The 19,987-nt window shown below is 65.7% G+C and carries 16 protein-coding genes; 4 read left to right on the top strand and 12 right to left on the bottom strand.

Features of this window, described 5'->3' with window-relative positions:
• Window positions 1-5: 5 nt before the first annotated feature.
• Genes phnA through HCU76_RS11375 form a run of 4 tightly spaced genes read right to left on the bottom strand, consistent with a single transcriptional unit; the run spans window position 6 to window position 3,785 of the window.
• Window positions 6-1,250, bottom strand: coding sequence for a phosphonoacetate hydrolase (gene phnA / locus HCU76_RS11390; RefSeq protein ID WP_213953693.1), 1,245 nt, complete (start codon window positions 1,248-1,250; stop codon window positions 6-8).
• The gene (gene phnE / locus HCU76_RS11385) at window positions 1,250-2,068 is read right to left on the bottom strand and encodes a phosphonate ABC transporter, permease protein PhnE (protein ID WP_218509306.1); all 819 of its coding nucleotides are present in this window, start codon (window positions 2,066-2,068) and stop codon (window positions 1,250-1,252) included. Before phnE ends, phnA begins: the two co-directional genes overlap by 1 nt.
• Window positions 2,065-2,913 (bottom strand): phosphonate ABC transporter ATP-binding protein, encoded by an 849-nt coding sequence (gene phnC, locus HCU76_RS11380; RefSeq protein ID WP_218509305.1) that lies wholly within the window; start codon window positions 2,911-2,913, stop codon window positions 2,065-2,067. The genes phnE and phnC overlap by 4 nt, the downstream gene beginning before the upstream one ends.
• A complete protein-coding gene (locus tag HCU76_RS11375) occupies window positions 2,910-3,785 on the bottom strand; it encodes a phosphate/phosphite/phosphonate ABC transporter substrate-binding protein (protein WP_213953690.1) in 876 nt (291 codons plus the stop codon). The genes phnC and HCU76_RS11375 overlap by 4 nt, the downstream gene beginning before the upstream one ends.
• Before the next feature lie 259 nt (window positions 3,786-4,044).
• Here HCU76_RS11375 and HCU76_RS11370 point away from each other — a divergent pair, with 259 nt between their 5' ends.
• Window positions 4,045-4,923, top strand: a complete 879-nt coding sequence (locus tag HCU76_RS11370) for a LysR substrate-binding domain-containing protein (protein ID WP_213953689.1) — start codon at window positions 4,045-4,047, stop codon at window positions 4,921-4,923.
• A gap of 197 nt (window positions 4,924-5,120) precedes the next feature.
• On the opposite strand, the gene HCU76_RS11365 is transcribed toward HCU76_RS11370, so the two are convergent.
• From HCU76_RS11365 to HCU76_RS11335, 7 genes are all read right to left on the bottom strand, one after another.
• On the bottom strand, window positions 5,121-6,194 hold the full coding sequence (locus HCU76_RS11365) for an ABC transporter ATP-binding protein (protein WP_213953688.1): 1,074 nt from the start codon (window positions 6,192-6,194) through the stop codon (window positions 5,121-5,123).
• A 16-nt stretch (window positions 6,195-6,210) separates the two neighbouring features.
• Window positions 6,211-7,053, bottom strand: a complete 843-nt coding sequence (locus tag HCU76_RS11360) for a carbohydrate ABC transporter permease (RefSeq protein WP_218509304.1) — start codon at window positions 7,051-7,053, stop codon at window positions 6,211-6,213.
• Window positions 7,043-7,987, bottom strand: coding sequence for a carbohydrate ABC transporter permease (locus HCU76_RS11355; protein WP_213953686.1), 945 nt, complete (start codon window positions 7,985-7,987; stop codon window positions 7,043-7,045). Before HCU76_RS11355 ends, HCU76_RS11360 begins: the two co-directional genes overlap by 11 nt.
• Window positions 7,988-8,053: 66 nt before the next feature.
• Window positions 8,054-9,328: a sugar ABC transporter substrate-binding protein gene (locus tag HCU76_RS11350; RefSeq protein WP_213953685.1), complete on the bottom strand. Its 1,275-nt coding sequence runs from the start codon at window positions 9,326-9,328 to the stop codon at window positions 8,054-8,056.
• Between the two features lie 37 nt (window positions 9,329-9,365).
• Complete coding sequence (locus HCU76_RS11345) at window positions 9,366-10,982, bottom strand: FAD-dependent oxidoreductase (RefSeq protein ID WP_218509303.1); 1,617 nt, start codon at window positions 10,980-10,982, stop codon at window positions 9,366-9,368.
• Window positions 10,979-12,091: a LacI family DNA-binding transcriptional regulator gene (locus HCU76_RS11340; RefSeq protein ID WP_218509302.1), complete on the bottom strand. Its 1,113-nt coding sequence runs from the start codon at window positions 12,089-12,091 to the stop codon at window positions 10,979-10,981. Before HCU76_RS11340 ends, HCU76_RS11345 begins: the two co-directional genes overlap by 4 nt.
• Window positions 12,092-12,232: 141 nt before the next feature.
• Window positions 12,233-14,200 (bottom strand): alkyl/aryl-sulfatase, encoded by a 1,968-nt coding sequence (locus HCU76_RS11335; RefSeq protein WP_218509398.1) that lies wholly within the window; start codon window positions 14,198-14,200, stop codon window positions 12,233-12,235.
• A 169-nt stretch (window positions 14,201-14,369) separates the two neighbouring features.
• Between HCU76_RS11335 and HCU76_RS11330 the strand changes: the two genes are divergently transcribed.
• Together HCU76_RS11330 and HCU76_RS11325 are read left to right on the top strand one after the other, a co-directional pair.
• A complete protein-coding gene (locus tag HCU76_RS11330) occupies window positions 14,370-15,305 on the top strand; it encodes a LysR family transcriptional regulator (RefSeq protein ID WP_213953682.1) in 936 nt (311 codons plus the stop codon).
• Between the two features lie 348 nt (window positions 15,306-15,653).
• Window positions 15,654-16,646, top strand: a complete 993-nt coding sequence (locus HCU76_RS11325) for a tripartite tricarboxylate transporter substrate binding protein (protein ID WP_213953681.1) — start codon at window positions 15,654-15,656, stop codon at window positions 16,644-16,646.
• Between the two features lie 288 nt (window positions 16,647-16,934).
• On the opposite strand, the gene HCU76_RS11320 is transcribed toward HCU76_RS11325, so the two are convergent.
• Entirely contained in the window at window positions 16,935-17,846 is a 912-nt protein-coding gene (locus HCU76_RS11320) for a LysR family transcriptional regulator (protein WP_213953680.1), read from the bottom strand.
• Window positions 17,847-18,007: 161 nt separating this feature from the next.
• On the opposite strand from HCU76_RS11320, the gene HCU76_RS11315 reads away from it, so the two are divergent.
• Window positions 18,008-19,969 carry a TRAP transporter large permease subunit gene (locus tag HCU76_RS11315; protein ID WP_218509301.1) on the top strand — a complete coding sequence of 654 codons (1,962 nt, stop codon included), beginning with the start codon at window positions 18,008-18,010 and terminating at the stop codon, window positions 19,967-19,969.
• The last annotated feature ends 18 nt before the right edge of the window (window positions 19,970-19,987 follow it).

Below are 19,987 nucleotides of genomic sequence, written 5' to 3'. Positions count from 1 at the left end.
ATCCTCTAGGGGGTGGTGACGGGCACGTGGTTGAGCGCCAGGTCGAAGATGTCGAAGTTGCGCAGGCGGCGCGCCGGCGAGACGCCTTGCAGCTGCCGGTTGAACAGCAGCGGCACCTTCTGTTCCGACAGCCCGCCGTGGGACCGCAACGGCACCGTGAGGCCGCTCAGGTCGTGCTCCGATGCGCGCGTGCCGATGACGGTGAGGTGGTCCGACACCACCACCAGGTCACCGATGCGATCACGGGGCAGCTCGAAACGTTCGGCCGCCTCTTCGCGCGTGAGAACGACTTCGATGCCGACGACGGCACGCAATGATTCGGCCAGCTCCTTCGCGGGCGCGTCTGCCGGCAGGTACACCGTCGCGAACGAACCGAGCGCCCCGTGGTGCACGACGTACGGGTCGGTGATCGGCAGGATCACGCACGCCTTGCCCGCGCCGGCCAGTTCGTCCATCACCTCTTGCAGGAAGACGATCTTCGGCTTGCCAGCCGCGTCGGTCTTGGGGCTCATGCCATGGTCCGCCGTGAGCGCGATGATCGCGCCCAGCGCATCCATCTCGCCGAGGTAGGCGTCCATCATCTCGTAGAAGGCGTTGGCGCCGGGTGTGCCGGGCGCGCACTTGTGCTGCACGTAGTCGGTGGTGGAGAGATACATCAGGTCGGGCCGATGCTGCTCCAGCAGCTTGACGCCTGCCGCGAACACGAACTCGCTGAGGTCGGCGCTGTAAACCGACGGCACGGGCTTGCCGACCAGCGCGCACACGTCGTCGATGCCGCCGTTGGCCATCGTCGCCTGGTCTGCCTTCTCGGCGGAGAAGCAGATGCCCTGCATCTCGTGGCCCAGCAAGGTGCGCAGCTTGTCCTTGGCGGTCACCACCGCCACCTTGGCACCGGCGCGGGAGAAGGCTGCGAGCAACGTGCCGGCGCGCAGGTACGACGGGTCGTTCATCATCACTTCCTTGCCCACCGAGGTGTCGAGGAAATAGTTGCCGCAGATGCCGTGCACCGCCGGCGGCACACCCGTCACGATCGAGAGGTTGTTCGGGTTCGTGAAGCTGGGCACCACGCAATCACCGATGAGTGACGTCCCCTTGGACAGCATGCGATCGAGGTTGGGGGCGACGCCGGCCTGGATGGCCTGCGTGATGTAGTCGGGCTCGCAGCCATCGATGCACAGCACCACGACGGGCTGCGTCGGGTACTTGTAGACGCGGCCATTGGAAGAGACGATGTTCGGGTTCGTGGTCATCAATGACCTCCTTGTTGGATCCATGCACGCAGCTTGCTGGAGATGTAGTCGGCCGCCATCACCATGACGACGATCACGAGGATGCAGGTGGCCGTGTCCTGGTACTGGAAGAGCTTCATGCTGCCCACCAGCTCGAAGCCGATGCCGCCCGCGCCCACCATGCCGAGCACCGTGGCTTGCCGCAGGTTGGTCTCGAAGCGGTAGAGCACCACCGCGATCCACGAGGTGACCACCTGCGGCAGCACGCCGAAGATGATGGTCTGGATGGGCCCTGCGCCGGTCGAGCGAAGTGCCTCGATCGGCCCCTGGTCGATGTCCTCTATCGACTCGGCGAAGAACTTGCCGAGCATGCCCGCGCCGTGCAGTGCGAGTGCCAGCACGCCGGGGAACGGACCAAGCCCTACCGCCGCCACGAAGATCAGCGCGAGGATGATCTCGTTGATCCCGCGCATGATGTTGAGCACCTGCCGCACCGCATGGAACACGACGAGGTTCGGCGAGATGTTGCGCGCCGCGAAGAAGCACACCGGCACCGCCAGCACGATCGCCAGCAGCGTGCCCCACATCGCGATCTGCACCGTCTCGATGGCAGGCTTCACCAGCTTCTGCATGAAGGCCCAGTTGGGCGGGAACATGCGGCCGAGGAAGTCCGCGATCCAAGGGAAGCCCTTGATGAGTTCCCCGAAGCTCACCTCGCTGCCCACCGCAGCCCACCAGAACACGAGCATGCCGGCGACGGTGAATGCGAAGTACTTGCCCAGGACCGAGTTGCCTTCCGACGGGCCGAGCAGCAGCTTGTAGCGTCCGACTGTGATCATGATTGCTCCAGGGAGAGTTGCGCGGCTGCCATCGGCATGGCGTTCGAGGGGACCGAAGCCAGGTGGTCATTGGCGGCGGCCGGCGCGGCGGTTGCCTTGCCGTCCATCGCGCCCAGCCCGCCCGGATAGATGAGGTGCAGCGCCTCTTCCGTCAGCTCATCGGGTCGCCCCTCGAACACGATGCGGCCGCCAGCAACGCCGACGATGCGCTCGCCGTACTCACGGGCGTAGTCGACCTGGTGCAGGTTGCAGATCACCGTGATGCCGGATTCGCGGCTAGCCTGGCGCAAGTAGTTCAGCACGTTGCGCGATGTCTTCGGGTCGAGACTGGCGACCGGTTCGTCGGCCAGGATGACCTTCGGCTGCTGAGCCAGCGCACGGGCGATGCCGACGCGCTGCTTCTGGCCGCCCGAGAGCGTGTCGGTGCGCAGGTCGGCCTTCTTCTCGAGCTCGACGCGCCGCAGGCATTCGCGCGCAACGTCGATGTCCTTGCGCGGGAACAGCTGGAACCACGACAGCACGCTCGGCACTGCGCTGAGCCGACCGGTCAGCACGTTCTTCAGCACCGACAGGCGCGGCACCACGTTGTAGTGCTGGAAGATCATCGCGACCTCGCGCCGCACGCGCCGCATCGAGGCGCGGTCACCGGCGGAACGCTTGCCATCGACCTCAACTTCGCCGGTGCTCGGCTCGGTCAACTGGTTGATGCAACGCAGCAGCGTCGACTTGCCGGCGCCCGACGCGCCGAGGATCACCAGGAACTCGCCCTTCTTCACATCGAGGTCGATGTGGTGCAGGGCTTCGAAGTCGCCGTAGCGCTTGGACAGGCCTCTGATCTTGATCATTTCATCTTGCTCAGGTCGAGGTTGAGGAGCTTGGCCGTGTCACGGATGACGTTGTAGGCCGCGTCAGTGGTCGGATGAAAACCATTGAGCAGGCCCTGGTCCGACCACGGGATGTCCTTCACTTCGAGGAAGGCTGCCTGCACGCGCGACTTCAGGTCCGGCGACAGGTTCTTGCGCCACACCGTGGGCGATTCCGGAATCGGGTCCGAGCGCCAGACTTCGACCAGGTCTTCGCGCTTGGCCAGGCCCTTGGCGATGGCGGCATCGAGGATGCGGTCGGCAATAGCTGCGGCATCGACCTTCTTGTTCTCCACGGCGATGGCGCTGGAGTCGTGCGAGCCCGAGAAGATCACGCGGCCGAAGTCGGTATCGGGATTGAAACCCGCCTTGATCAACCCGGCCTTGGGGAACAGATGGCCCGACGTGGAACTCGGATCGACGAAGGCGAAGGTCTTGCCCTTGAGGTCCTTGATCGTCTTGATGCCGGTGTCCTTGTGGGCCACGATCTGGCTGTAATAGAAAGTGCGGCCGGCCTTCTTGGTCTCGGCCACGGCGAAGGCCTCGATCGGCGCGATGGTGGTGCCCAGCACATAGGAGAACGGGCCGAGGTAGGCCACGTCGAGCCGGCCGGAACGCAGCGCCTCGATGACGCCGTTGTAGTCGGCCGCGACGAAGGGCTTGACCGGCATGCCCAGCGCCTTGGCCAGCATGTCCATCATGGCCTGGCTGTTGGCGATCATGGCGCGGGAATCTTCCGAGGGAATCAACCCGACGGTGAGCGCCCCCGGCTGGGCAAGCCCGGTTCGGGTGAAGGCTGCGAGCGGCACGCCAACGGCGGCGGCGGCGAGCAGGGAACGACGACTGATCTTCATGGGGTTGGCTCCATCGTGATGCCGTCCTCGAGGGGTCGGCTCTGGCTGATCCGGGTCACGTGTCGTGCCTTGCGGCCCGGTGGTGTTCATACGCATCGCAATGACCTTCGCTGCATCGGTTTTCGCATCGAAGCATCTGCGCACGGTTCAATTGTTGGATGCCTGCATCCATCTATCCAATTCAAATTTTTCCGATCTCGTATAGAGTGGAGCTATACGACGTCCGGGAATCCACGGGGCAAATTCACCCTTCCTTGTCATGCGCCTGACACAACTACGTTCCTTCTATGCAGTCGCCCGCATGGGCAGCTTCACCAAGGCGGCCGAGCACCTCCACGTAAGCCAGCCCACGATCACGACGCAGGTGCGCTTCCTGGAGGAGAGCTATGACGTCGAGCTCTTTCACCGCTATGGCCGGCGCGTACGCCTGACGGAGATCGGCGAGCAACTCATGCAGTTGGCGCAGCAGATCTTCAGCCTCGAATCCGACGCGGTTCAACTGCTCGGCGACGCGGGCGAACTGAAGACCGGGCACCTGCGCGTGGCGGCGGTGGGGCCCTATCACGTCACGAAACTGCTGGTGCATTTCAACGAGCGCTTTCCGGGCATCAAGGTGTCGGTCAGCACGGGCAACTCGCAGGACGTGCTGGACCGCCTGCTCGACTACCGGGCCGAGGTCGGCGTGCTCGCACAGCTAGTGCGCGACGACCGCTTTCTCTCGGTGCCCTTCAGCAAGCACCCGGTAGTGATCTGCTGCGCGGCGAATCATCGCTTCGCCAAGCGTCGCAGCATCCGGCTTGCGGACCTGGAAGGCGAGCGCTTCATCCTGCGCGAGAACGGATCGACCACGCGCAAGGCGCTGGAACTTGCGCTCGACAAGACCAGGATAGAACTCAATGTCGTGATGGAAATCGGCAGCCGGGAGGTCATCCGCGAAGCGGTGTCGCAAGGTCTTGGGATCAGCGCCGTGTCCCTGGTGGAATACGTACCTGGTCCCGGCCTGCACATGGTGAAGATCAGCGATGCGGAAATTCATACCTACGCGCACGTCCTTTGCCTTGCGGAGCGGCGAGAGACACGAATGGTCAGGGAGTTTCTCGACACGATCACACCCGGCCCCGCGCAGAAGCGCAGCTGACTGAGCCCGCTCGCGACGAGGAACCCGAGGCATCGACACGGTCCTGCGACTACGTCCGCTTCAGGACTCGGCATTGCCAGATATTCGACCGTGAGCCGCGACAGCGCACGGGCCCCAATCGTGAGGGATGCTTCGTCAACATGGAGCGCGGCGAGTGGTTAGGCACCGTCACCTCGTGCATACCGACCCAATGCCGCTTATCCGCCACATCCCACCTCCAACCTCGCCCCACCCGCATCGAACAGATGCACCATGCCCGCCTTCGGCCGCAGGTGCAGCACATCGCCCGGCGCCGCTACCAGGCGCTCATGGAACAGCGCGATCACCGGCGTGTCGCCCAGGCGCAGGCTGAGTTGCGTGTCGGAGCCAAGGGGCTCCACCAGTAGCACCTGCGCCGCCGCGCCCTCGCCGACCGCGCAGATTTCGAAATGCTCGGGCCGGATCCCGCATGTGGCGTCGCGCCCCGCATGCGCCTCGATCACGCTCCCGTCCATGGGCAGCAGCAAGCCGGCCGCCGCGAAGCCCTGAGGCGTGCAACGGCCGCTGATGAAATTCATCGCCGGCGACCCGATGAAGCCGGCCACGAACTGGTTGGCCGGCCGGTCGAACAGCTCCAGTGGCGTGCCCACCTGCTCCACGCGTCCCGCATTGAGCACCACGATCCGGTCCGCCATGGTCATGGCCTCGACCTGGTCGTGCGTCACGTACACAGTCGTGGTCTTCAGTCGCTGGTGCAGTCCCTTGATCTCGCCACGCATGACGATGCGCAGCTTCGCATCCAGGTTGGAGAGCGGCTCGTCGAACAGGAACACCTGCGGATCGCGCACGATCGCGCGCCCCATCGCCACGCGTTGGCGCTGCCCGCCGGAAAGCTGACGCGGATAGCGGTCCAATAGTTGCGACAAGCCCAGGATGTCCGCCGCCCAGCGCACGCGCTCGGCGATCTCGGCCTTGGGCCGGCCGCGATGCTCCAGCGAGAAGCCCATGTTGACCGCGACCGTCATGTGCGGATACAGCGCGTAGTTCTGGAACACCATCGCGATGTCGCGGTCCTTCGGGTCCAGGTCGGTCACATCGCGCCCGCCTATGCGGATGCTGCCCTGCGTGACATTCTCCAGCCCCGCGATCATGCGCAGCAGGGTCGACTTGCCGCAGCCCGACGGCCCCACCAGCGCGACGAACTCGCCATCGGGAATGTGCAGGTCGAGACCGTGGATGACGTTGACGGCGCCGAAGCGTTTCTGGACGGTGGAGAGAAGGACTTCTGCCATGCGATGGAGTAAGAGATCAGCCCTTGAGGCCTGTATGGGCCAGGCCTTCGACGAACTGCTTCTGCGCCAGCACGAACACGATCAGCACCGGCAGCGCCGTCAGCGTGGCCGCCGCGAGCTGGATGTTCCACATCGGCCCGCCATAGGTATCGGTGAATTGCGTCAGTGCCTGCGGCAGCGTGAACTTGCTTGGCGTCGACAGGAACACGATCGGCTCCAGGTACAGGTTCCAGCTGTGCAGGAAGGTGAAGATCGCCACCGACGCCAGGGCAGGACGCGCCAGCGGCAGCGCGATGGTGCGGAAGATCGTGAAGCGCCCCAGGCCGTCCACGCGCGCGGCCTCGTCCAGTTCCACCGGCAGCGCGATGAAGAACTGCCGCATGATGAAGGTGGCGAACACGCTGGGCGCGCCGAACACCGGTATCAGCACCAGCGGCCAGTGCGTGTTGACCCAGCCCAGTTTCAGGAACATCCGGAACAGCGGCACGATGGTCACCTCCGACGGGATCAGCAGCCCCGTCAGCACCACGATGAACAAGGCGTTCGCCCCCGGAAAGCGAATGCGCGCAAAGGCATAGCCAGCCATCGACGACAGCGCCAGCGTGGCGAGCGTCACCACCGCCGCGATCCAGGCCGAGTTCCAGTACTGCTGCGCGAAGGGCTGGAGCGTGAACACCTGCCTGTAGCTGCTCCAGTCCGGGTGCGTCGGAATCAATTCGGGCGGGAAGATGAAGATGTCGCTGATCGGCTTGAGCGACGAGGTCACCATCCACCAGGTCGGGAACACGAAGGGGATGAGCAGCACGCACATCAACCCGTAGAGCGCGACCTTCATGCGCGGCGGCAGCTCACTGTTCATGGAACACGAACCTCTTGCGCATCTGCCATTGCGCCAGCGTGAGCAGCGCGACGATCGCGAACAGCACGATGGCCAGCGTGGACCCGTAGCCGAAGCGGTGGAACTGGAAGGTCTGCTGGTACAGGTAGTACACCAGCACCGTGGTCGACACGCCCGGCCCGCCCTGCGTGAGCACCGCGATCTGCGCGAACACCTGCAGCGAGCCGACGATGGTGATGATCGAGGTCAGCAGGATGGTCGGGCTGATGAGCGGCAGCGTGATGCGGCGGAACTGCGCGAAGCGCGGCGCGCCATCCATGCGCGCAGCCTCGTACAGCTCCCGCGGCACGCCCTGCAGCGCGGCCAGGAACAGGATCATGTTGAGCCCGACGTTCTTGAACACCTGCATCACGATCACCGACACCATCGCGGTGCCGGGCGCGCGCAGCCAGTTCGGCCCCTGGATGCCCAGCAGCCCGAGCATGCCGTTGATGCCGCCGTTGTTCTGCAGCAGGAAGCCCCACACGATGGTCCACGCCACCAGCGACACCACCACCGGCGAGAAGAACAGCGTGCGAAACACCGTGATGCCCGCGAGCTTCTGGTTGAGCAGCACGGCCAGCAACAAGGCCAGGCTCATGTTCAGCACCACCAGCCCGCCGGAGAACAGCGCCGAGGCCAGCAGCACGCCGGGCAACGACGGGTCGTCCAACAGTTGTCCGTAGTTCTGCAGGCCGGTGTACTCGAAGGTGTTGGCCAGCACGTTCCATTCGTGCAGCGAGTACCAGAACACCAGGGCGAGCGGCACCAGCACGAAGACCAGCGTGCCCACGAGTTGCGGCCCGGCGAACAGGTAGCCCGCCAGCGCATCGCGCCGCGCGATGGTCCAGAACCGCCGAGGCGCATGGGCCCGCAGGTCGGACGCGGCAACGGGCGGCAGGGACGTGCTGGACATGGCGTGGCGGCGCGGGTGGCTTGGGGTGACGTGGCCTGGCGGTACGTAGTGCGTTTGCAGCAGCGCCTACTTCGCGAGCAACGGCCCGATCTGCGCGCAGATCGCACGCGTGGCGGCGGGGATGTCGGCTTGCGGCTGCCAGACGGCATCGAGGCCCGAGCGCACCATCTGCTGCAGCCGCGCGAAGTCCGTGTGCCCCGGCATCAGCTTGCCGGTCGCGATGCCCGAGACCACGACCTTGTCCAATTGCGCGGGCGACAGCAGCGCATTGGTCTTGCCGAGCACCTCCGCGTTCAGCAGCGACTTGCGCGCCGACGGGAAGAACTGCGCCAGCTTGGCCGAGTTCTCGGCATTGGTCATGTAGGCGACGAAGGCGGCGGCCTGGTCAGGGTTCTTGCCCGCCTTCAAGACGCCGATACCCGCCTGGCCGACGATCGCATAGTCGCCCGTCGAGCCCTTGGGCAGTGGCACCAGGTCCCAGTCGAATTTCTTGTCCTTGGGCAGCAGCGAGGCGCGGCTGATCTGCGTGATGGTCATGGCGGCGTCGCCCGCGAAGAAGTCGACGTTCTGGCCCGGGCCGGGGATCGCCTTCTTCGTGAAGATCGCGTCGTGAATGAAGCCGAGCGCATCGACCATCGGCTTGTCGGCCAGCGTGCAGCGCTTGCCGTCGGCGCTCCACGGCGCGGCGCCCCAGCCGTTCCAGACCGACGACAGGTACTGCCAGGCCTGGTAGTTGAAGTCGCGCACCACCATGCCGCCCTTGCCGGGCTCCTTTGCCACGGCCTGCGCCGAGGCGATGGCATTGGGCCAGGTCCACTGGCCGGCGGCGATGAGTTCCGCCGGCGTCTTGGCGCCGGCCTTCTTGATGAGGTCGTTGTTGACGAACACCGCGAAGGGCGAGGTCGAGAACGGATAGGCATAGAGCACGCCGTCCTTCGACCAGCGCTCGGTCGCACTCGGGGCGACGTCACCGAGGTTGTAGCCCGGCGCCGCGGCCAGCGTCTTCGTGAGCGGCACCAGCGCGCCCGAGTTGACGAAGTCGTAGGCCGTGGTCTCGAAGATCCAGGCCATGTCGGGCGCATTGCCGCCGGCGATCTGCGTGGTCAGCGCGGTGGTGTAGTTATCGAAGGGCAGCGACTCGAAGCTGACCGCGACGTCGGGTTGGGTCTTCCTGTAGTCCTCGGCGATGCCGTTGAAGAGCTTCAGGTGCGCCTCGTTGGCGCTCCAGATCGTCATGCGCAGCTTGACCTGCTCTGCGGCCGACGCGCTGGCCGCGAGGGCCAATGAGAGCGCCAGCCCGGCGAGAGTGCGCAATGCGAAGTGCTTGTTGCGATAGGACATGATGATGGTCTCCTGCTCGTTGTCGATGCGGTGTGTTTCAGTAGGCGCGAACGTCGGGCCAATGCGTCTCGACGCCGGCGCGCTCCAGCAGCGCCTGGAAGGTCGCCAGTCGCGCGTCGTCGGCCTGCACCTGGTGCGGCATGGCGCCGGTCTCCAGGCAATGGGCCGCCAGCATGCCGGCCACCTCGCCGACGTTCCATTCCACCGGGTGCAGGCGATAGCAGCCGTTGGTGATGTGCGTGGTCGCGATGTTCTTGCCGCCGGCCAGCAGGTTCGTCATGCGACGCGGCAGCAGGGCGCCCAGCGGGATCTCGAAGGGGCACGATGCCACGTCGATGTAGTTGTCGCCGCCCGTGGAAGGGTGCAGGTCGATGCGGTACATGCCGACACCCACGCTGTCGCGGTAGCGCACCGCTCCCTGGTCGCCGCGCACCGCGTGCGACAGGTGTTGCTCGACGATGCGCGTCACGCCCAGGATGCGCCGGCTCTCGCGGATGTAGGGCGCCATGGCCAGACCGTGCGTGGTGCCGGTGATGTCGCCGCGCAGTCGCAGGCCCGGGAAGCCGGTGCCGCCGTCCTCGCGCGGCGCTTCGGTCTGCAGCCAGTGGAAGACCGAATAGGACAGCTCCGCCGCGCGCGCCAGGTGATGCGCCTTCTCGGCCTCCGTCACATCGAGGATCGAGCCCTCCATGTAGTCGATCATGGGCCAGTTGACCAGGCAGATGTCCGAGGCATACGCGCCCGGCACGAAGTTGCGCCGCGCCGCGATGCGGCGGAAAGTCCACAGGTTCATGTCGCCGCCGCCCTTGCGCTGGTCGGCGTCCACCAGCAACGGGTCGTCGTCGGGATTGGGCGTGAACGAGCGCTCGACGATTTCGAGCGTGCGCGGCAGCGGCGCCTTGAAGCCCAGCAGCGGACCGCCCCAGAAGTGCGGCTGGACAGCGCGCCAATGGTCGTAATTGCGCGGCTTGTCGAGCGCGTGGTCGCCGTCCACGTGATCGACGGCGAAGCAGATCGACACCGCCTGCACGTTGTCGGGCTGCGCGGTAGCCGGCGCGCTCGGCTCGCCGGTGTCGGCCTGGCTTTCGAAGCCTTTCACGTACTCGATGCCGGTCAACGGCAGCAGGTCGCCGAGTTCGGTGGCGTCGATGACGAAGGCGGCTTGCACGGTGACTTCATGGCCGGTGTCGCGATGGCGCAGTGTCACGGCGCGGACGGCGTCGCCCTGTGTGTCGGCAGCCACTGGACGGTACGGCTGGAGCACCGTCAGCAGGCCACCGGCGCGGTAAGGTGCCAGCATGGCTTCCAGCACGGCCAGGCCCACGCGCGGCTCGGCGCAGATTCGGCTGACCCATCCGGCGCCGGGGTTCAATTCGTCCCAAGCGCGCGCGCCCTCGGTGAGCGGATAGTGATCGCGATAGTGGCGCCGGATGCCGTTGCGCAACGCGCGATAGCGCCGCGTGACGCCGAAGCGCTCGACCCAGGTGTGCTCGTCGGGCGGCACCGCCTGGCTGGTGAGCTGGCCGCCGATCCAGTCGTATTCCTCGCTCATCACCACGCTGCGGCCGAACGCCAGGGCGCCCAGCGCCGCGGCCACGCCGCCGAGGCCGCCGCCGACGACGAGGATGTCTGTCTTCAGTTCTTGCATGTTCATTGTTCGGGGGAATGGATGGCGCCTGGCGCCTTGGAAGTCGTCTCGCCCGCATCGGCGCGTTCAACTGGCTTTTCCGGGTGCGACTTCGCCGGGCCGAGGGTCTCGCCGCGGATCGGCTCGCACGGCAGCAGCAACTGCTGCGCGGCCTTTTGCGCGGGGCCTTCCACCATTCGCACGAGCATGGCCGTCGCCTGCCGGGCCATCTCCTCGCGCGGGATGGCGAAGGACGCGAAGCGCGTGCCGCTGCCCTCGGTGCGGATGTGCGAGCCCATGGCGATCACCGACAAGTCGGCCGGCAGGCGCATTCCGCGCGCATGGGTGGCGCGCTCAAGGCGCACCGCATCGGCCAGTTCCACGCAGAAGGCCACGGTGGCACCGCTGGCCAGCAACACATCGAGCAGTTCGTCGTCGCCGGCCGGGACGTCGGGCAGGTGCAGGGCCAAGTGCAGGTCGGCGCCGAGCGCGGCGGAAAAGCCCTGCCATCGGTCGGCCATCGATTCGGCCGGGCCCGTGTGCCCGAGATAGGCCAGCCGCCGATGCCCCAGTTCGCGCGCCTGCTGCACCAGCGCGCCGGTGGCGGTCGCATAGTCGCCGCCGACAAAGGGCACCGGGCCGCCGGCAGCCTCGCGCCGGCCGATGGCCACGAAGGGGTAGTCGCCTGCCACCAGCCGCGCCAGTTCCGCCGCATCGAAGGTCTTGCCCAGCACGATGCAGCCGTCGGCGATGCGCAGCCGGCTCTCCTCGGCGAATATCTTGCGCTGCGCGCCCTGCCCTGCGCCGGTCAGCATCAGCAGGTCATAGCCACGGGCCTGCGCCTCTTCCTCGATGCCGAACAGGAAAGGGAGGAAAAAGTCGGAATGCGCGCTTGGAAAAGCCGGCTCGTAGGTGAACACGGCGAGGATCCGGTTCGAGCCCTTGGCCATGCGGCGGGCGATCGGGTCCGGCACGTAGCCGGTCTCGCGAATGATGTTCTGCACCCGCTCACGCGTTGCCGGCGGAATCCGCGCGAGCGCGGGGTCCGCGCCATTGAGCACCAGCGAAACCGTCGCTTGGCTCACGCCGGCGAGCTTGGCGATGTCGTGCTGGGTGAGGCGACGGGTGGACGGCATGAACGGCAGAAAGCAAGAAATTCCAGTTGCTAATTCGCATTACTAAATTGCTAATGCGGATTATCAAAGGAACTTCTTGCAATTCAAGCGCCGAGGCGGCAGGGATTTCCCGCCCCTCCGGCTGTCGCCCGGGCCGCGCGATCAATCCACTGCAACGCGCGGCTCGACCACCTTGAACATGGGATCGAAGGTGTCCAGCATGCCAAGCAACTCGCCCAGCTTCGCGCGGTTGCCGTCGATCTTCACTAGCCCGGCCTGCACGGCCTCGGGGAAGGTCGTCTGCTTCAAGGTGATGGCGTCGAGCGTGGCGCGCGCTAGCGTCACCGTGGCATCGGCGCCGGCATCCTGGCGACTGCTCAAGTGCGTCAGCGCCGAGTTCTCCAGGGTCAGTACGAAGGTCTGCTTCGAGTCGGTGAAGTTCCAGTTGATCACCATCGTCTTGCCCTCGGCCTTGGTGGCATCGAGGCGCACACCGAGGAAGTCGAAGAACAGGTCGTTGCTCACCGCCTTCAGCGTGTCCGCGTTGACGCTGCTGCCGCCGCTGATCTTCGGCACGCCGGTGCGCAGTTCCATCGCACCCACGAGGTAGGCGCTGCGCCAGGTGCCGGCTTCGGACTGATAGCCGAGCTGCTCCAGCGCGTTGGCGCCCAGTTCGCGCGCCGCCTTGTTGGCCGGGTCGGCGTACACGACCTGGTTCATCGCACTTGCGACCCAGCGGTACTCGCCCTTCGCAAAGTCGTCGCGCGCCCGTGCGATCACCGCGTCGGCGCCGCCCATGTACTGGATCGTCTTGCGTGCGTAATCGACCGGCGGCAGCGGGTTGAGGTTGGCCGGGTTCGCGTCATACCAGCCCAGGTACTTCTGGTAGACAGCCTTGGCGTTGTGACGCAGCGTGCCGTAGTAGCCGCGGGTCGACCATTCCTGCTCCAGGCTTGCAGGCATCTTCAGCGTCTCGGCGATCTCCTGGCCGGTGTAGCCCTGGTTCAGCAGGCGCAGCGACTGGTCGTTGATGAACTTGTACATGTCGCGCTGCTTCTTCATCAGCTCGACGATGCGGCCCTGCCCCGCCACCGGCCAATGGTGCTGCGCGACCAGGAAGTCGGTCTTGTCGCCCCAGGTCACGCGGGCGTCGTCGATGTACTTGGCCCACAGGTTGCCGTCGCGCACTTCGGCGCCGCGGATGGTGTAGAGGTTGTGCATGGTGTGCGTCACGTCCTCCGCCATGTTGAGCACGCGGAACTGCGGCAGGTACATCAGCATTTCCGACGGCGCCTCGGAACCTGGCACGAGCTGGAACACCACCTCCACGCCGTCGATAGTGCGACGTTCCGTGGGCTTGTCGATGGTCGATGTCGGCGCGATCAGCGTGATGCTGCCGCGCGCCAGCGCCTTGCCGAGGCCGGTGTCGACCTGGCCGCGCGGGCCCGGCGGCAGCAGCGAGCCGAACTGGTATTGCGCGCGGCGGCTCATGGCATTGCCGGCGAGGATGTTCTCTGCCACGGCGGTTTCCATGAAGCCACCCGGCGCGATGACCTGTACCTTGCCGGCGGCCACGTCCGCATCGGTCGTGACGCCCTTCACGCCGCCGAAGTGGTCGCCATGGCCATGCGTGTAGATCACCGTGCCCACCGGCTTCCTCGGCCGATGCTGGTAGTAGAGGTCGAGCGCGACGCGTGCTGATTCGGCAGTGAGCAACGGGTCGATGATGATCAGCGAGGTGTTGCCCTCGATGATGGTCATGTTCGCGATGTCGAAGCCGCGCACCTGGTAGACGCGGTCGGTCACCTTGAACAGGCCGTGGATCGCGTTGAGCTGCGCCTGGCGCCACAAGCTCGGATTGACGGTATCGGCCGCCTCGCTGCTCTTGAGGAATTCGTAGGGCTTCATGCTGAAGACCGGGCGCGTTCCGGTGCCGGGCACGAGTGCGTCGGGCACCGTGCCGATGAAGCCGCGCATCGCGTCGTCGAAGTCCTGCCGGTTGTTGAAAGGCAAGGTCTTCGCCATGTCGGCGTTGGCCTTGAGCGTGGCCGGCTCCGCCGGGCTGGATGCGCCTTGCGCGAAGGCAAGCGAGGCGCTCAGGGCGCATGCAACGGCGACTGCCGTGGCCAACCATGGGGTGCCTGACGGCTTGATCCTGGGGGTTGTCTCCGTCGAACGGTGCAGTGTGAATTTCACGTCGAGTCTTTCTGTTGCGGGGTGTTGAATGGCTGAATTTTCTGCAGTGCACAAATAACTGTCCAATGCAAAATATGCTTCTTCTTTTTACCTATTTCGCAAAATGCAGCTGCGCCAGCTTCGACACCTCGTGGCCCTTGCCGAGCGCGGCAGCTTCGGCGGTGCAGCCGAGGCCAGCCACCTCTCTCAGCCCGCGCTGTCGCGCAGCATCGAAAACCTGGAAGAGAGCCTGAAGACCCGCCTCGTCGACCGGGCCTACGGCACGGTGCGCTTTACCGCAGCGGGTGAACTGGTGCTGGCGCGTGCGCGCGAAATGCTGGCCAATGCGGCTCAGATCCAGCGCGACGTGCTGAAGCTGGACGGGTTGCTGATGGGGAGCCTGCATGTCGGCCTCGGGCCCTTCGCGGCCGCCACGCCGGGCCGGGCGGCGCTGGCACAGCTGACCCGCCAATACCCTCAACTCACGGCACGTGTCGAGGTCGCTGACACGATCACGCTGTGCGAGCGGCTCCAGCGTCGCCAGATCGACCTGTTCATTGCCGACACGCGCGACCTGGTCAAGCAACCGGGCTTGAAGATCGAGCGACTCCCCAATACGCCAGTGGCTTTCTTCGTGCGCGCCAGGCATCCGCTCCTGAAGCTGAAGCGGGTGACGGTCGACCGGGCGATGGACTTTCCGATCGCAAGCCCGAACCTGCCGGGCATTGTCACGACGCACTTCGACAGCCTGTCCAGCCGGACAGACCGCGCCTTCTTCAACGTGGCTTGCGACGATTCCGAAACCCTGCGGCACCTGGCACTGGAGGCGGACGCTCTGATCCTGATACCGGTGGCCAGCGTGGCAGCCGGCAAGGCCGCGGCATTGCTGCCCGTGGTCATCGAAGGCCAGGCCAACATGCTGACCCGCTACAGCCTGGTGACGCTGGCTGCCCGCACCTTGTCACCCGCCGCCAATGCCTATGCGCAACTGGTGCGCGAGACCATGACGCCGGTCGCTCCTGCGAGCCAGGCGGCTGGTCAACGAGTAGCGCTGCAATGAGCCGCCAACGCGCCAAGTTGTGTCCTCGCCCCATCGCACGACTCTCGTCGGCCTTGTCGGACGGGCTGAACTCGCCGTTCTACGGCTGACGTCACCCGGCGCGAGGTGACGTAGCGGAGTCAAGCACCCACCTCACGTACACGGTACGGATGGGGAGACAGGCACAGCAGTCGACGGCAACGAAGTTCGGCACACACACTGGCTCTGTAATTTCGGGATATCGACTTGCGAACCTGGGACGCAGGCCGTTGGCGTGAAAAGCGAAGTGAATGGCACGTTAAGCAAAGCGGTGTCCGGACAGCGGGGCGAAGATCCGGCCCTTCGAAAACACTACGACACGAGACACCCATGCCCCATTTCGCCATCAGCCGCCGCCACGCGCTGGCCGCTGCCGCCTGTGCTTTGCTGGCCGCGCCGAGCGCTTTTGCCGTCAACGCCTCTGCCTGGGTCGACAAGCCCATCCATCTGGTCGTGACGGGGCCGGCGGGCGGCTCGGCCGACGTGTTCGCACGGCTGGTGAGCGATGCCCTCGCGGCGGAAACCGGCCAGACCGTGGTGGTGGAAAACAGGCCCGGCGCGGGCGGCGCGATCGCCATCAAGTACATGCTGTCGCAGCCGGCGGACGGCCTGACGCTGGTGGTGTGTGCGAGCAACGTCCTCACCGAAGTGCCCCTGGTGCTCAAGGGCGGCTTCGACCCGCTGAAGGACGTGAAGCCCATCGCCGCCGTGGCCAAGGGCACGTCCGTGCTCGTGGGCTCGCCCACGCTGCCCGCGTCGGACGTGAAGGGACTGGTGGCCTACCTCAAGGGCAAGCCGGGCCAGTTCGGCTTTGCCTCGTACAGCCCCGGAACCAGCTCGCAATACGCGGGACTGATGTTCAGCAAGGAGGCGGGGCTGGACCTGCAGCACGTGCCCTACCCCGGCTCGCCCCCGGCGCTGGTGGACGTGATGGCGGGCCGCATCCCTCTCATGTTCGACGGACTCACCACCTCCAAGTCGCTGATCGACAGTGGAAAGCTCAAGGTGTTCGCCGTGGCATCGAAAGCGCGCTCGCCGCAATTGCCCAATGTGCCGACCATGACGGAACTGGGCTACCCGGATCTGGTGTTCGGCAACTGGATGGGGGTGATCGCAAGCAGCAAGATGGCTCCTGAACTCGTCCAGAAAATCCACGCTGCCTTGGCCCGTATCGGCGCTTTGCCGGCCGTGAAGCAGCGCCTGCTGGCCAACGGCTTCGACCCCATCGAAGCCCAGCCTGTCGACAAGCTGGGGCAGGCGGTGCGCGAAGAATACGACCGCAATGCAGCCATCGTGAAGACCTACGACATCAAGCTGAACTGAATCGTCCTGGGGCCTTGCGGCGCGTCGGACGCCGACGCCGAAGTTCCGCGTTCCCAGCCAGCGGTAGCAGGCGCCACACCAGGGGTCTTACCGGTGGAGCGCACGTCGTGGCGGAGCAAGAAGCCCTCGGGCTGATGGCGGATGGCGGGCCCGTAGACGACTGTGTACCGCGTCGTCGAGGGGAAGACAAAAAACGGCGGGCACCTCACTGCAGACCAGGGCCCGTAATCAACTGCCTGCGCCAGTGGGCTGTCACGCGCCGACTGGCGGGGAGATTTCAGCAGGCTGTCAGGCCACGTCGCCCAGGAAAAGCTTGTGGTGTTCGATCAGTTCCCGGGTCAGGTCCACCAGGGTCCTCAGCCCGGGGCCGAATTCGCTGGTCTGATAGCAAATCGAGACGTTGTGGGGTTCGATCTCGGGCTTGACCGGCAGGCGCTTGACGCGGAAAGACTCCAGTTCGGCCTGCATGACGCGAATGGGCAGCAGCCCCACGCCCAGCCCCTGCAGCACGGTTTGCACCGTCACCCACAGCGAATTGCAGGTACTGACCCGTTCCGGCGTCACCTGTGCGCTGGCGAACCAGTTCGTTGCCGTGGCATGCAGCCGCGCAGTGGGCGGGCTGATGAACAGGTGCAGCGCGCAGAGATCTGCCGGCGTGTAGGTTTCGCGCGTCATCGCGAAGCTGGAATGGGCGAACCAGCCGAAATGGTTCTTGCCCAGGCTTTGCTGCGTCACGTGCGCGTCGACGTTCGGATCGGAGACGATGGCGATGTCCAGTTTCTGCTCGTTGAGCATCTGGCTCACCGTGCCCGTGTCGCCGACGAAGATCGAGGTGCGGATCGCAGGGTAGTAGTGCTCCAGCCGACGCACCAGGTCGAGCACCGAGATCATGGCGAAGCTCTCGTTCATGCCGAGCCGCAGGAGGCCCTTCAGCGGGTCCCGCGTGCGGAAGCGCTGCACGATTTCGCCCACCGTGCCGAGCGTGCGGTCCGCGTATTCGATCAGTGCATGGCCTTCGGCCGTCATGCTGATGCGCGGGCCATTGCGCACGAACAGCTGCACGTTCAGCGCGCTCTCCAGTTCCTTGATACGGGTCGACACGCTGGGCTGCGTCAGATGCAAGTCCATCGCCGCGGCATGGAATGTGCCCAGGCGCACGATCCGCTCGAAGGCCTTGAGCTGGTCCAGGGTGACGTTCATGATCGAAATATTCTATTGTTACCCCCTCCAAGAATTGACTTTTTTTTATATGAATGAGAGGTCAATATTCGTCCCAGGCCCGCAGAGGCCTTGAAGCGGATCCCCAAGGAGGCGCACGCAGGAAGCTGCAGCGCCAACGTTCGGTGCACGAGGAGACAAAGATGAACAAGCTGGAAGGCGCCCTGGTGGCGCCGGCATATGGCGACCACACGTTTGCAGCCGCCGCCCAGCCCGCGGACGCCGAGGCCGTACCGTCGGCCCACGTGGCCAATAGCCAGGCGGCCCGCCACCAGGACCTGCTGCCGCCGTGGATGAAGCGGGTCGACCGCGGCGTGCTGTGGCTGCTGAACGTGACCCTGGTGCTGCAGGTGCTGCTGGTGTTCGCCGGCACCATGGCCCGCGCGATCTTCCATTCGTCGGCCCTGATGGGCATCGACGAACTTTCGCCGTTGTTCCTCGTCACGCTGGCCTTCCTCGGCGGTGCAGTGGCCTACAGCCGCGGTCAGTTCATCGCCATCAACCTGCTGGTCGACCGGCTGCCGGCACAGTGGCAGGAGATCCTGCGCGGCGCGGCCGAGTGGACCGTGGTGCTGGTGTCGCTGCTGATCGGCGGCTATTCGGTGCCGCTGCTGCTGGCCACGATGCAGGAAAAGACCGTGCTGCTCGACATCTCGTACGCGTGGATGACGCTGCCCATCACCGCCGGTGCGTTTCTCTTCGTGCTGCATGCCGGTGCGTCGCTGCTGGCGCGCAGCTGGCGGACCCGGCTGGCCGCCACCGCCCTGGTGGGGCTGCCGATCCTCGCCTTCCTGGCAGGCAGCGCGTTCCTGGGCGCCAACCCGAGTGTGCTGTATGCGCTTCTGTTCCTGATGTTCTTCGGCCTGACGGCCATTGGCGTGCCGGTCGGCTTCGTGCTGGCGGTGATCGGCATCGCCTGCGTGCAGGCCATGGGCTCGGCCGACATGGTGTCGGTGGTGGTCAACGCACAGCGCGGCTCGGGTGGCTTCATCTTCCTGGCCCTGCCGTTTTTCATCCTGGCCGGTTTCATCATGGACCGGGCCGACGTCGGGCTGAACATCGTCGAATTCATCGGTGCGCTGATCGGCCATCTGAAGGGCGGGCTGTTGCAGGTGATGATCCTCGGGGTCTACATCTCGTCTTGCATCTCGGGCTCGAAGGCGGCCGACATGGCGATGGTCGGCCTGCCGATGAACAAGAAACTGCAGGCCCATGGCTATGCGCCGGAAGAACGCGCCGCGCTGCTCGCGGCCTCGGCCGCCATGGCCGAATCCGTGCCGCCAAGCATCGCGCTCATCCTGCTGGGCTCGGCCACGTCGATCTCGACCGGCGCGCTGTTCATCGCGGGGCTGATCCCCGCGGCCACCATGGGCCTGTGCCTGATGCTGGTGGTGCGGCTGCGCGCCGGCTCGGCCCGCTGGACGCCGATTCCCCGGGCGCCCGCCAGGGTGGTGGTCGAGAAGGGCCGCAAGGCGCTGCTGCCGCTGATGATGCCGGCCATCCTCATCGGCGGAATCGTCGGCGGCATCGGCACGCCGACCGAGGTGTCGACCTTCGCCGTGCTGTACGCGCTGGGCCTGGGCCTCATCAACCGCAACATCAACCGCAAGAGCTTCTGGGAGATCCTGACCCAGGCCTCGCTGCTCAACGGCATGGTGTTCTTCACGGTCAGTGCGGCCACCATCTTCTCGTGGGCGCTGACGCTCGAAGGCGTGACCACCGCCATCGCCGGCTTCGTCGCCGGCCTGGGCGCAGCCACCTTCCTGCCGGCGGTGATCATCATCACCGTGATGCTGGGTGCGCTGCTGGAAAGTTTCGTCACGATCGTGATCCTCGCGCCGCTGTTGCTGCCAGTGGCGCAGCAGCTCGGCATCGACCCGCTGCACTACGGCATCGTGATGGCGCAGTCGTTCGGCCTGGGCGTCATCCTGCCGCCGATCGGCATTGCGCTGTACGTCGCCTGCGCGATCTGCGGGGCGAAGGTCGAACTCGCCACCAAACCCATGATGCTGTACCTGTCGGTGCTGCTGGCCGGGCTGTTGCTGGTGATGTTCTTCCCGGCCATCACCACCTTTCTTCCGCACCTGCTCGGATTCAAGAGCTAAGACCACCAAGGAGACAAG

Source organism: Variovorax sp. dw_308 (genome assembly GCF_019207085.1).
Lineage (GTDB): Bacteria > Pseudomonadota > Gammaproteobacteria > Burkholderiales > Burkholderiaceae_C > Variovorax.
The sequence above is the reverse complement of the archived record's forward strand: the minus strand, read 5'-3'. Positions and strand labels throughout refer to the sequence as shown.